The organism is Flavobacterium ajazii (assembly GCF_010614725.1).
Taxonomy (GTDB): domain Bacteria; phylum Bacteroidota; class Bacteroidia; order Flavobacteriales; family Flavobacteriaceae; genus Flavobacterium; species Flavobacterium ajazii.
In genome coordinates this window covers 248,136-262,244 of sequence record NZ_JAAEHL010000004.1, presented here as the reverse complement: position 1 = coordinate 262,244, position 14,109 = coordinate 248,136, and the positions used below count along the sequence as shown (strand labels likewise).

Below are 14,109 nucleotides of genomic sequence, written 5' to 3'. Positions count from 1 at the left end.
GAAAAATGAAGTTGTAAATCCCTAAAAAACGTCAGTTTTGAGATTACTGTGAAATGGATTTTATGATTGTATTGGTTGCTCCTTTGTTGTTTTGGATATATAACCTGCAAATTTCTCCTTTTTCTTTGAGGAAACTTTCGTCTGAAAGTAAGTGATCAAAGGATTGTTTTAGTTTCTCGCTGTTAGAAATAACAATGCATCCTTTAAGTTTTACTAATTCAATGGCTTCAGCGAATTTTGAATAATTAGGGCCAATTACAATTGGAATTCCAAAAGTAGCAGGCTCCAAAATATTATGAATGCCTGGATTTCCAAATCCGCCTCCCACGTACGCAATAGTTCCGTAGCTGTAAATTTTGGTAAGCAATCCAACTGTGTCAATAATAAAAACGGTATAATCTGCTAAAGCTTTGTTTTCTTTTTCAGAAAATAAAACCGTTTTTTTTGTAATAGCATTTTTCAGGCTTTCAATTTGCTCTGGCTTTATATTGTGTGGGGCAATAATAAATTTTACGGAAGGATTAGCCTGGTTGATGTATTCTGTTAATAAAACTTCATCTTTTGGCCAGGAACTTCCAATGACTATCAGCGGTTGATTGTTTTTGAAAGTTTCAATAAATTCGAGTGAATTGTCTCTTTCTAAAATAGTATTTACACGATCAAAACGAGTGTCGCCGGAAACAATTACATTGTGAAATCCTATAGACTCGATTTTTTGTTTAGAATCTTCATTCTGAACAAAAAAATAAGTGAAAGTTTTTAATGCTTTTCTGTAAAATCCCCCGTACCATTTAAAAAACATCTGATTGTCCCTAAAAATCCCTGAAATTAAATAAACAGGTGTTTTTTGCTTTTTTAACTCTTCTAAATAATTAAGCCAAAATTCGTATTTGATAAAAAAGACCAATTCGGGATGAGCTAATTTTAAAAATTGTTTAGCATTTTTTTTGGTGTCAAGAGGAAGGTAAATAGTAACATCGGCGATGTTATTGTTTTTACGTACTTCATAGCCTGAAGGAGAGAAGAAAGTGACAATGATTTTATGAGCCGGATATTTTTCTTTGATTTTTTCAATTACCGGCAAACCTTGTTCGTATTCGCCAAGTGAAGCCGAGTGGAACCAGATTGTTTTGTCTTCGGGTTTTATTTTTTCTTTCAAAATGTCAAAAACATTTTTTCGTCCGTTTACAAAAAGTTTCATCTTTTGACTAAAAAGTGCGGCTATTTTGAGGAAAAAACCAGCAATTATAACGAGTAAATTGTATAGAAAAAGCATCTGTTTATTTTTGGGGCTAAATTACGTTTCTTTCGATTATTTTCATTGTTTGAAGGTATTAAATAACTATTTTTGCTTCTCGTTTTAAAGATTTTCCTGTAAAGGCAAATCTTCAGATTTAAATAAGAAAGATAAATGAAAAAAATTCAAATGGTTGACTTAAAGAGTCAATACGAAAAAATAAAGTCTACTGTTGATGCTTCTATTCAGGAAGTTTTAGATACAAATACTTATATAAACGGCCCGCTGGTTCATCAGTTTCAGAAAAATCTTGAAGATTATTTGGGTGTAAAGCATGTAATCCCTTGTGCAAATGGAACCGATGCTTTGCAGATTGCTATGATGGGACTTGATTTAAAGCCCGGAGATGAGGTTATTACGGCTGATTTTACTTTTGCTGCTACTGTAGAAGTTATTGCTTTATTGCAGCTGACACCGGTTTTGGTAGATGTTGATTTGCATAATATGAATATTGATATTGATGCTGTAAAAAAAGCCATTACGCCAAAAACCAAAGCAATTGTTCCGGTGCATTTATTTGGACGTGCTGCCAATATGGATGCAATTATGGAAATTGCGGCAGAACATAATTTATACGTAATTGAAGATAACGCACAGGCTATTGGTGCTGATTATATTTCGAAATCGGGAACAAAAAGTAAAGTTGGAGTAATTGGTCACGTTGCGGCAACATCATTTTTTCCGTCTAAAAACTTAGGCTGTTATGGAGACGGAGGTGCAATTTTTACAAACGATGATAAATTAGCACATATCATCCGTGGAATTGTAAATCACGGAATGTATGAGCGTTATCATCATGATGTTGTGGGGGTGAATTCGCGTTTGGATAGTATTCAGGCGGGGGTTCTAAATGCAAAATTGCCTCTTTTGAATGAATACAATGCGGCGCGTCGTTTAGCGGCAACCAAATATAATGCTGCTTTTGCTGGAAATGAAAAGATCATTACGCCGGAATTTGATGTAAACGAAAATGACCACGTTTTTCATCAATATGTGTTAAGAATTTTAAATGCTGACCGAAATGCATTGATGCAGTATTTACTGGGTAAAGGAATTCCATGTGCGATTTATTATCCGATTCCGTTGCATTCTCAGAAAGCTTATGCGGATTCACGTTATAAAGAAGAACAGTTTCCGATAACGAACCAGTTGGTAAAAGAAGTAATCGCATTGCCAATGCATACAGAGCTTGATGATGAACAAATTAAATTTATTACCGATTCGGTTTTAGAATTTCTGGCTAAATAATTTTAACTTTAAAAATAGGCAAAAACCCAAATCAGCTTTAGATGATTTGGGTTTTATTTTTTAATCTACTTTCTTAAAAACCAAAAGTTTTTCTGAAGGATTGGACAGTGTAAGTCGGTTATTTTTTATGGAGTAAGTAGTGGTGCTTTGAAGTGCTTTTACAAACTTATTCTCCTTATTGTTTTCAGGGCATGCCATTAGAGTTGAAATGATGTTATTGAACCGTAGCAGATCGTTTTCAAAAAATAAACTCCCGTTAATTGAATTGCAGCCTCCAAATCCCATGAACTTGTTTTCGGTAGTATGAATCTCAATTCGGGGTAATTCTTTTTGAAAATCGGTTGTAAAAACTTTGTATCCGTTTAATTCTTCTAAAACCCAAATATCATGTAGACGGTAATCAGTAATGTACTTTCCGCAGCCTTCTACTTTTTTTAAAGAGCCATCGGAATTGTTTTTAATTTCAACAGAAACTTTATAAGGTGAAATGATTCCGGACATAGAATCCTGACAGTCTAATTGTTGAATAGAAATCGTCAGACTAGCTGTTGTGTTCTTTACTTTGTATGTTTTGATATTAGCGTCCATTGCCCTTGTGGGTTTGACGGATGAGAATACAAGGGGTTCTTTTCCTTTTGTCAGTGATGTAAAGATAATTTGTTCGGGACTGATTTTTAATTCCCAGAATGGTTCATTTCCTGTGGCTTTAAAATAAATAGTAATATCTTCATCGGATGTGTTTTCGGAAGTGGTGTTGTTTATCTCTTTTGTGTTGAAGTTTTTAGATCTGATGGTTTTACAATTATATGCAAAAGAGATTATGAGGATTAAAATGAGGTACTTTTTCATGTGAGTTTTTTTAAAATTTAAAGTTTGAAGCGTCGTTAAATGTAAAAACCGGATAAATAAGTAATGATTTGTTACTCAAATTTAAGAAAAATAGTGCAGAAAACTGAGTCTCTGAAAAATGGCTAAAGCTGAAATTACCTGTACTTACTGGGAATACGATAAAATACGTATTTAGAAAAATTCTAATTAATGAAAAAAATACGTAATAAGTATTTTTAATAAGTATTAATACGTATATTTGCGTAGTAATACTTAATTAAAGAAATCATGATTAGAGTAATAGTAGTTGGAAACGGCATGGTTGGGTACAAATTTTGCGAAAAGTTTATCGCAAAATCAGGACAGGAAAAGTATCAGATTACCGTATTTGGTGAAGAGCCAAGACGTGCTTATGATCGCGTTCACCTAAGTGAATACTTTGGAGGGAAAACAGCTGATGATTTATCATTGTCTACCAGTGAATGGTACTTAGAAAATAATATTACTTTAAATACTTCTGAATTAATTACTGATATTAACAGAGAAGAAAAAACAATACATACTCATTTAGATAAAAAACATACGTACGATTACTTAGTTCTTGCAACGGGATCTGCTGCCTTCGTTCCTCCGATTGACGGAGTAGAAAAAGAAGGTGTTTTTGTATATAGAACCATTGAGGATCTTGATGCAATTATGGCGTATGCTAAAAAAATAAAACAAAAAGGAGCTACAGAAGCTGCTGTTTTAGGTGGAGGTTTGTTGGGACTTGAAGCAGCAAAAGCGGTTCGTGATTTAGGACTGAACCCGCATGTTGTTGAGTTTGCACCTCGTTTGATGCCAAGACAGTTAGATAAAGGGGCGAGCGATATGTTGCAGTCAAAAATTGAAGAATTAAATATTGGAATTCATCTTAATAAAGCAACACAATATATCGATGGGAAAGAGTGTATAACGGGAATGATGTTTGCTGATGATGAATTGTTAAAAGTTGACATGTTGGTTATATCTGCCGGAATTAAACCGCGTGATGAACTGGCCAGAGTTTCGGGACTTGAAGTTGGTTTACGCGGCGGGATTGTGGTAAACAATCAAATGCAAACATCAGATCCTTCTATTTATGCTATCGGAGAGGTGGCACTTTATAATCAAAATATTTATGGTCTTGTAGCTCCTGGTTATGAAATGGCCGACGTTGCTGCAGAGCAAATCTTAAATGGTTCTAAAACCATGAGAGAAACCATCGATATGTCGACACAATTGAAGTTGATTGGTGTTGAAGTTGCGAGTTTTGGTGATCCTTTTATTGAAAATGATGAGGTAACCGCTATTATTTATGAAAATAAATTATCCGGAATCTATAAAAGAATTAATGTTACTAAAGATTCTAAAACCTTATTAGGCGGAATCTTAGTAGGAGATTCAAGTGATTATAATTCACTTTTTCAGATTTACATTAACGGAATGGCTTTGCCTAAAAATCCTGAAGACCTGATTTTAGGTTCAAGAGACGGTTCTGAAAGTTCTGCTGTAGGTGTAATGGATTTGCCGGATACTGCTGTAATCTGTTCTTGTGAAAATGTAACAAAAGGAGCAATCTGCTGTTCTATTCTTGATGAAACCTGTTCAAGTCTTTCAGATGTTGTAAAACTTACCAAAGCGACTTCAGGTTGTGGAGGATGTAAGCCAATGGTTTCAGACCTGGTAAAAGCAGCTCAGAAATCTATGGGTAAAGAAGTAAAAGATGTTATCTGCGAACACTTTAACTATACCCGTCAGGAGTTGTTTGATTTGGTTAAAATTAATAAATACAATAATTTTTATGATGTAATCGATCATCACGGAAAAGGTGATGGCTGTGAGGTTTGTAAGCCTGTAATTGCTTCGATTTTCTCCAGTATTTACAACGATACGGCTAATAAACACGTTACAACTCAGGATACAAACGACAGATTTTTAGCAAACATTCAAAGAAACGGAACTTATTCTGTGGTGCCAAGGGTTGCCGGTGGTGAGATTACTGCCGAAAAACTAATAGTAATTGGAGAAGTGGCTAAACAATTTGATTTATATACTAAAATAACAGGAGCACAGCGTGTTGACTTATTTGGAGCACATTTAGATGATCTTCCTAAAATCTGGAAAGTATTAATCGATAATGGTTTTGAAAGCGGTCATGCTTACGGAAAATCTCTTAGAGCTGTAAAAAGCTGTGTTGGAAATGCATGGTGCCGTTACGGAATGGATGACAGTGCCGGATTTGCAATCGAACTTGAAAACAGATACAAAGGAATTCGTTCTCCCCATAAATTAAAAGGTGGTGTTTCAGCTTGTATCCGTGAATGTGCTGAGGCTCGTGGAAAAGATTTTGGTTTAATTGCTGTTGAAGGCGGCTGGAATTTATACATCTGTGGAAATGGTGGAGCTAATCCTAAACATGCGGTTTTGCTGGCTGAGCAAATTGATAAAGAAACTGTTATTAAATACATGGACCGCTTTTTAATGTATTATATCAGAACGGCTGGTCCACTGATTAGAACATCAACCTGGCTTGAAAAACTGGAAGGTGGTTTGGATTACTTAAAAGAAGTAATTATAGAAGATAGCTTAGGGATTTGTGAAACTTTAGAAGCTGAAATGCAGACTTTGGTGAATACATTTGAATGTGAATGGAAACAGGCTATTGAGAATCCAAGGTTATTAAAACGTTTTAGTCATTTTGTGAACTCTGATGAAAAAGATGATAATGTGACTTTCGTTCCGATGAGAGATCAAAAAATGCCAAAAGCTTGGTCATAATTTAATATGGATACATAGCAACATAGATTTTATAAACTCAAAAAGTTGCTATCATACAAATAGCTATGTGTGAGAAACGAGTTTCTTTTGGAGTTTCTTTTCCGATAATTAAAGTCTATGTTCCTATGTATTCAAAAAGTTTAAATAAATAGAATTAACGATTGCTGTCCTCTTACCCTCTTTTTTACTGCGCCATCAAACTCTCTTGATTGTAAAAAGAGGGATAAGAATACAGACTATAAAATACAGCCAAAATGGAAGAAATTTTAAACCAATACGAAACTGTACATCTAAATGATGTCAAAATATGGTTCAAAGCCGGTAATGTGAGTGATTTTCTAACTAACCGTGGAGGTTGCATCAAATATAAAAACAAACAAATTGCGGTTTTTAACTTTACACGCCGTAACGAATGGTATGCTTGTCAAAATGCCTGTCCACACAAAATGGAGATGGTGTTATCAAGAGGAATGACAGGCTCTGCAGATGATGTTCCTAAAATTGCCTGCCCGCTGCACAAAAAAACGTTTTCATTAGTTGATGGTTCTAACCTGAATGGCGACGATTTAAAAATTGCAACATATCCGGTCAAAATTGTTGAAGAGGAAGTGTTCGTTGGCTTTTTAGATTAATCTGCGTATATTTGAAAATATATTTTCAAAAAAATGAGTACACCTTTTCAAAAAGCAAGCGAATGGATTGATGCTGAAAATTCGCAGGATCCAAACATAGAGATTGATCAAAATAAAGAATATCCAAAAGAGTTATTGTACTCGAACAGGATGTATTTGAAATTGATGCAGTTTTGTCCTGAAGCTTCAGAAGAGGTTCAGATTGCCTCAAAAGCACAGCATATCTGTCGATGGAAAGTAGCTCGCGAATCTTACCCAATGGATCGTGTAGGATACTTAAGATGGAGAGAAGATCTGAAAAAATTTCATGCCAAAACGACTGCTGAAATTCTGGAAAGAGCAGGGTATGAGCAAACTTTTATTGACCGTGTTTCCTTTTTAATTGAAAAAAAACTCCTTAAAAAAGATGCCGAAACCCAATTGCTTGAAGATGTAATTTGTCTGGTATTCTTAGATTATTATTTAGAACCTTTTGTAGAAAAACATGATGATGAAAAACTAAAAAATATCATCAAAAAAACATGGGATAAAATGTCTGAAAAAGGACATCAGGAAGCCTTGAAAATCAACTACTCCGAAGAAAATTTAAATTTGATAAAAGCATCTTTGGGATTGTAATCTGATTTTTTTATGAAATGAGCGAAAGCGAATTCCATTTTCTGATAAAAACAAATATTATCTTCGAATGAAAAAAAGCAATCTGGAAGTTTCAGAGAAAATTACATTCAAAAATTTACGTCGTTTGTATTTTTTTGCACTTTGGACTATTGCTATAACGGTCATTTTAAGTCAGCTTTTAATTCAGTACAATTTAAAACAACAGCTCAGCGATTCTAAAATCATTAACATTTCAGGAAAGCAAAGAATGCTGAGTCAAAGAATTACGAAAGAAGTTTTAATTTTAAACTTTGTTTCGGATACTTCCCAAAAAAAAGAAATAGCCCATCTCAGGAGTTTATTGTCACTTTGGAAAATTAATCAGGATGCCTTAGAAAATGGGAGTGATAGCCTCTCCTTTCCAAAAGAGAAGAGTGAGCGGCTGAATGAATTGTATCTTGAGATAAAACCTAATTTTGATGCTGTTGTGGAAACTACAGAATTGTTTCTATTAAATTTAGAGCAAAAAAATAATCCGGAGGTGAATCCAAAACTGGTATCAGTAATTCTTAAAAACGAAAGTGTTTTTCTTTCGAAAATGAATGAAATTGTTAGCCAGTACGATATTGAAGCACATGAAAAAGTAACTGAACAGAGAAAAACGGAATACTGGATTTTCGGTTTTACATTATTGGTGCTGATTCTGGAGTTCTTTTTTATTTTTAAACCAACCAATAAAAAGATTGAAAAGCTTATTGCAAAACTTTTGTCTTCACAAAAGAAAGCTTTAAAATTGGCCTACGATACTGAAGTCATCAGTGAGATCAAGGAAAATTCGGTAAAAGAATTGAAATCACTGAATTATGCGATGGAAAATACGCTCCTTTATTGCCGTATTGCCCCGGACGGCTCTATCATTCACGTAGGTGAAAAATTTGCAAAACTTTTAAATTACACTAAATTTTCATCAAATAAAACTTTTTCGAAGATCTTAACTGTTGATGAAAAAGAACAGCGCAATATTGACCGCATTATTTTTGAGAAACAAAGAAGTGGCTGGCAGGGTGAAATAAAAATACTTAACCGCGAAGACCAGACAATCTGGTTAGATTTGTCAATGGTTCCGGTAATGATTAAAAAAGACGAGCTCGAACTTTTAATTGTTTGTTTTAATATTACGGAGCGTAAAAAAGCGCAACAGGAAGTGGAACGCCTGAATATTGAAAACAGTACGGAAAAAATCAATCAGCAGAAGATTATTTCGAGTAAAATTGTTGAAAACCAGGAGAACGAACAAAATAGAATTGCCAAAGAAATTCATGATGGAATAGGGCAGATGTTAACCGGATTAAAATTTAGTCTGGAGAGTATTAATCTGGATGACAAAGAAAAATCGGCTCAGAAAATAGAATACCTGAAAAAACTCTCTCTTGATATCATAAAAGGTGTCAGAACTGCAACTTTTAACCTGATGCCGCCGGAATTAAGTGATCATGGGATAGTTTCGTCATTATCAAAACTGACCCAGGAGCTTTCAAAACTTACAGGAAAAGAAATCCTGTTTTATAATAAAACTGATTTTGGCCAGCGTTTAGATTCTCTGATAGAGATAAATATTTATCGTCTCACTCAAGAGGCAATCAACAATGCGATAAAATATGCCGAGTCGACTCATATTATTGTACAGCTTTCACATAGTGAAACTCTTTTGAGTGTTATTGTCGACGATAACGGAAAAGGTTTTGACAAGGCTGCGGTCGAGAAAAAACGCAACAGCGAATCCGGAATGGGACTGCTGTTTATGAAAGAAAGAATCCAGTATATCAATGGCCGTTCATTCATCAACTCAATTCCGGGTGAGGGAACGAGAATTACTTTTAATATTCCGATTTCTAAATTAGAGAATTAAGCAATTTGTCAATTAGTAAATATGCTAATTAGATAATTGCTGCAAGTTCTGACTTTGATGTTTTTTGACTTAGATATTGAGCTATTATCCAGATTTAATAACCAAATTATCTAATTTTCTAATTGATAAATTTTCTAATTTAAAAATTACGTATCTTAGCCGTTTCTATAGATGAATATACGTAAAATTTTAGAATCAAAATTAAGTAAAATATGAGTGATAATATTCGTGTAGTATTGGCAGATGACCATGTTTTTGTAAGAGACGGGATAAAATCTCTACTTGAAAATGAAGCAAATATAGAGGTTGTTGGGGAGGCAGTAGATGGTGCAGATGCACTTGAAGTTGTTGCTGCCAAGAATCCCGATTTACTTATAATAGATATCCGTATGCCTAATTTTACAGGTATCGAGGTAGTAGAAAAACTTAGAAGTGAAAATAATAATGTAAAAATTATCATGCTTTCGATGCACGAATCGGAAGAATATGTATTGAAATCTATAAAAGCAGGAGCCGATGGTTATTTACTAAAAGGTTCAAGCAAAGATGAATTTTTGAAAGCTTTGCATAGCGTTTCCAATGGTGGAAAATACTTTAGCGGTGATATTTCTTCTATTTTGATTGGTCAGTTGACAAGTTCGTCTCTTTCTGCCGAACCAAAACAAAGTTTAGGCGAGGAAATGATGATTACCAAAAGAGAAAAAGAAATTCTGGCCCTTTTGTTATCAGGAAAAGGGAATAAAGAAATTGCTGAGGCTTTGGAAATAAGTAAACGTACAGCAGAAGTTCATCGTTTTAATTTGATGAAAAAACTTAAAGTAAAAAACTTAATGGAACTTTCCAATAAGGCTGCAGAGTACTCTTTATTATAAAACTACGTATATTTACGTAAATATTTTTAAAAAACTGCGTTTTCGCAGTTTTTAACTACGTTATAGTACTTATTTTTGTTGAGAAATATAAGTACAATGAAAAATACGAATTCACTATCGCAATCTCACAAGATTTTATTTTTAAACACACTGGCTTTCACAGTATGTTTTGCATGCTGGACCTTAAATGGCGTTTTAGTAACCTTTTTAGTAGACAACGGTATTTTTAACTGGAGTGTTGTTCAGGTAGGCTGGTTGTTGGGTATTCCTATTTTAACCGGTTCTGTGATGCGTTTGCCAATAGGTATCCTTACGGATAAATTTGGCGGTAAATACGTATTTTCATTATTACTATTACTTTGTTCCATTCCGTTATTTTTATTGCCTTTTGCAGATAGTTTTGCAATGTTCGCCATATTAAGTTTCTTTTTCGGATTGGTAGGGACAGGTTTTGCCGTTGGAATTGGGTTTACTTCGATATGGTATCCAAAAGAATGGCAGGGGCGTGCATTAGGAATCTTCGGAATGGGAAATGCCGGTGCTGCAATTACTACCTTTTTGGCTCCTTCATTATTAAATCATTTTTCTATAGAAGATCCACAAAATGGCTGGAAAATCCTTCCTGTTATTTATGCAGTAGCATTAGTAATAATAGGTGTTGCTTTTTTAATATTTACAGATAACAAAAAAGTAGAAAACAATACCAGATCAGTTTCACAAATGTTAGGCTCTTTAAGGTCAGCTCGTGTATGGCGTTTTGGGACATACTACTTTTTAGTTTTCGGATGTTTTGTGGCCTATTCTCAATGGTTGTTGCCAAATTTCATGAACGTATATCAGACAAGCCTAGTAATGGGAGGTTTATTTGCAACGATGTTCAGTTTACCGTCAGGTGTAATCAGAGCTTTTGGAGGATACTTATCAGATAAATATGGCGCCAGAAAAGTAATGTACTGGGTGTTGAGTTCTTCAGTTGCTTTAAGTGCTTTGTTAATGGTTCCAAAAATGGAAATTACAACTACAGGACCTGGGGTTTTAGCTACTAAAAAAGGAACAATTACTTCAGTTACAGATCAGAATGTTAAAATTGGAGAAACCGATTTTACCATCGCACAAAGAAAAGAAAACACTGCTGAAAATGCTATTTTCCCAACAAGTACATCATGGCAGCAGGTTGTGGTAGAGCAAAACCAGCCTGTAAAGAAAAAAGAATTGCTTGCAAAAGGAATTACTGTAATAAAATTTGATGCCAATATGTGGGTTTTCTTAGTTCTTGTGATTCTTATTGGAATTGCATGGGGAATCGGAAAAGCCGCTGTTTACAAACACATTCCGGAATATTTCCCTGCCGAAGTTGGTGTTGTAGGCGGAATGGTTGGTATGATTGGTGGTTTAGGCGGTTTCTTTGGACCAATTATCTTTGGTTACCTGTTAACAGCTACCGGAATCTGGTCCAGTTCATGGATATTTATTTTAGTTTTTTCTGTTATCTGTCTGATCTGGATGCATTATACGATTACTAAAATTATGAACGAAAAACAGCCGGTATTAGCCCGTGTTATCGATAGACAATAGTTTTTTATATTTTTTTAATTCATAGTTTATTTAGTTATTTGAATTAGGCTATAGCCAAACTGTTCTATTTTTTTTCTCCTTTTTGTAATACAAAAAGGATTTCAAAAAAGAGTTTCTGATTCCTTTCAGGAGCTCTTTTTTATATCAATTATCTCCTAAACGATTGATGTCGTTTTTTATATGAATTATTTTTTAGCAATAATTCTTAATGCTCCTCTCTTAGGACAAATACCCAATTTTTAACCTAAAAATCAGTCAGTATGAAATCAACATTACTTAGAATGTCTTTGCTTGTTATGTTATCCTTTATTGTTTTTAGTTTTAAAGGAGAAAATACAAACAGGACATTTTTGAAATCCGGGACAATAGATCCTCCGACTACGAAAAAATTAGTTTTAGAAAAAACAGATGTTACAATAGGATTTATTAAACTTACTGACATGGCTCCCCTGGCTATTGCAAAACATCTTGGTTTTTTTGAAGCAGAAGGTTTAAATGTAAAACTGGAAGTACAGGCGAACTGGAGAGATATTTTGGACAAAGTTCTCGATCAGCAAATAGATGGTGCTCAAATGCTAGCCGGACAGCCTATAGCCGCTGCAGTAGGTTGTGGCAGACAAGGAGCTTTGGTTACAACATTTTCTATGGATTTGAACGGTAATGCCATTACGGTATCAAAAGATGTATGGTCAAAAATTGTCGATAGTATCCCGCAGGAATATGGCAGACCGGTACATCCAATTCCGGCCAGTGCACTGATGCCGGCTTTAAATATGTATAAAATACAGAAAAAACCTTTTGTTATCGGAGTTGTATCGGCATATTCCAATCATAATTATCAGTTGCGTTACTGGCTTGCAGCAGCAGGAATTAATCCGGGATTTTATAACAACAATAATATCCAGGGAAGTAAAGGTACTACGGGTGGAGATGTGCTTTTGAATATAACGGCACCGCCACAAATGCCAGAAACCCTGCAGGCTGGTACAATAAATGCGTATTGTGTGGGAGAACCATGGAACCAGCAGGCAGTGGATCAGGGAATTGGAGTGCCGGTTGTAACGAGTAGAGAGATCTGGAAAAACCACCCCGAAAAAGTATTTGTAATGACGAAGGAATTTGTGGAAAAGTATCCAAATACGACTATCGCTATTACAAAAGCTCTGATTAAAGCAGGGAAATGGCTGGATAATCCTGAAAATAGAAAAGAAGCCACTCGCATCCTATCAAAATCGGCTTATGTTGATGGTGAAAAAAGGGTTATCGATAACTCGATGTTGGGGACATTTGAATTTGAAAAAGGAGACATACGATCTGTACCTGATTTTAATGTGTTTTTCAGATACAACGCAACCTATCCGTACTATTCTGACGGAATTTGGTTTATGACCCAGATGAAACGCTGGGGGCAAATCGCAGAACCTAAAACAAATGAATGGTATCATTCTAAAATTAAAGAAGTTTATAAGCCTGAAATCTGGATGAATGCTGCTAAATTATTGGCTGAAGAAGGTTTCCTGACAAAAGCTGAAATCCCTGTAACAGATGGTTATAAACCTGCAACTACCGAATTTATTGATAACATGATGTATGACGGAAAAAAGCCTTTGGAATATATTAAAGGTTTTAAAATTGGACTTAAGGATTAGTTGTATATAGTTATTTCCATAAATCCAAAAAAAATAGCCTGAAAAAATAATTTTTCTTCAAAATTCAATCCTATATTTTACCCTTTTCCTATTTCTGAGAAGGGTATTTTTTTTTGATCAATTAAAAATTTATTATTTGCTTTAATTAGTTATATTTGAAACGATTATGAACCCCAAATTCTATCCTAATGAAACCATTTCTAAAATTATCCATGTTAACCTTTTTTGTAACTCAAACAGGTATTGCTGAAAAATTCAATGAGGCTTTAATTTCAAAAAACTCAGAAATAAATTTTGCAAGAACACAAAAAAGAGGAATTAAAAAAAACAATATTGTTTATTATGTTGAAAATGATTTGCAAACAATATCTGCCTACAAAAGGAGCAAATTGCAATGGCAAACCAATGTAATATCTGTTTGTGGAAAACCAAAATTTGGAAATCCGGAAATAAGATATATTGGCTATAATACAAACAAGCTGCTTGTTGTTATGGGAAAACATAATTTTGCAGAAATTGATGTAAATAACGGCACGACAAAACTTGTTGGTTAAGATTAAAAATATAAAGTAATAAAAGAAAGAGCTTTTGATTGATTTCAGAAGCTCTTTTTTTTGAAATGTATCTCTTGAAAAGATAGTGTATTTGGGATTTGTTTTTAGGGATCTAAAAAAAAGAGAAGTGACTAGTTTTTAGTGTGAAA

The 14,109-nt window shown here is 34.3% G+C and carries 11 protein-coding genes; 9 read left to right on the top strand and 2 right to left on the bottom strand.

Annotation, left to right across the window (positions count from 1 at the left end; translation table 11 throughout):
• Nucleotides 1-43 precede the first annotated feature (43 nt).
• Nucleotides 44-1,276, bottom strand: a complete 1,233-nt coding sequence (locus GWR14_RS09040; RefSeq protein ID WP_163408710.1) for a 3-deoxy-D-manno-octulosonic acid transferase — start codon at nt 1,274-1,276, stop codon at nt 44-46.
• A 135-nt stretch (nt 1,277-1,411) separates the two neighbouring features.
• On the opposite strand from GWR14_RS09040, the gene GWR14_RS09035 reads away from it, so the two are divergent.
• Nucleotides 1,412-2,545 (top strand): DegT/DnrJ/EryC1/StrS family aminotransferase, encoded by a 1,134-nt coding sequence (locus GWR14_RS09035; RefSeq protein ID WP_163408709.1) that lies wholly within the window; start codon nt 1,412-1,414, stop codon nt 2,543-2,545.
• Nucleotides 2,546-2,605: 60 nt separating this feature from the next.
• On the opposite strand, the gene GWR14_RS09030 is transcribed toward GWR14_RS09035, so the two are convergent.
• Nucleotides 2,606-3,394, bottom strand: coding sequence for an META domain-containing protein (locus tag GWR14_RS09030; RefSeq protein ID WP_163408708.1), 789 nt, complete (start codon nt 3,392-3,394; stop codon nt 2,606-2,608).
• Between the two features lie 267 nt (nt 3,395-3,661).
• Between GWR14_RS09030 and nirB the strand changes: the two genes are divergently transcribed.
• The 8 genes from nirB (at nt 3,662) to GWR14_RS08990 (ending at nt 13,960) form a co-directional block, all read left to right on the top strand.
• Complete coding sequence (gene nirB, locus GWR14_RS09025) at nt 3,662-6,172, top strand: nitrite reductase large subunit NirB (RefSeq protein ID WP_163408707.1); 2,511 nt, start codon at nt 3,662-3,664, stop codon at nt 6,170-6,172.
• Nucleotides 6,173-6,426: 254 nt separating this feature from the next.
• Nucleotides 6,427-6,804, top strand: a complete 378-nt coding sequence (nirD, locus tag GWR14_RS09020) for a nitrite reductase small subunit NirD (protein WP_163408706.1) — start codon at nt 6,427-6,429, stop codon at nt 6,802-6,804.
• Between the two features lie 33 nt (nt 6,805-6,837).
• A complete protein-coding gene (locus GWR14_RS09015) occupies nt 6,838-7,422 on the top strand; it encodes a DUF4202 domain-containing protein (RefSeq protein ID WP_163408705.1) in 585 nt (194 codons plus the stop codon).
• A gap of 67 nt (nt 7,423-7,489) precedes the next feature.
• Nucleotides 7,490-9,310, top strand: a complete 1,821-nt coding sequence (locus GWR14_RS09010) for a PAS domain-containing sensor histidine kinase (RefSeq protein ID WP_163408704.1) — start codon at nt 7,490-7,492, stop codon at nt 9,308-9,310.
• A gap of 212 nt (nt 9,311-9,522) precedes the next feature.
• Entirely contained in the window at nt 9,523-10,182 is a 660-nt protein-coding gene (locus GWR14_RS09005) for a response regulator transcription factor (RefSeq protein ID WP_163408703.1), read from the top strand.
• 96 nt (nt 10,183-10,278) lie between these two features.
• Entirely contained in the window at nt 10,279-11,757 is a 1,479-nt protein-coding gene (locus tag GWR14_RS09000; RefSeq protein WP_163408702.1) for an MFS transporter, read from the top strand.
• Between the two features lie 260 nt (nt 11,758-12,017).
• Nucleotides 12,018-13,406, top strand: a complete 1,389-nt coding sequence (locus GWR14_RS08995) for a CmpA/NrtA family ABC transporter substrate-binding protein (protein ID WP_163408701.1) — start codon at nt 12,018-12,020, stop codon at nt 13,404-13,406.
• A gap of 188 nt (nt 13,407-13,594) precedes the next feature.
• Nucleotides 13,595-13,960, top strand: a complete 366-nt coding sequence (locus tag GWR14_RS08990; RefSeq protein ID WP_163408700.1) for a hypothetical protein — start codon at nt 13,595-13,597, stop codon at nt 13,958-13,960.
• Nucleotides 13,961-14,109: the final 149 nt, after the last annotated feature.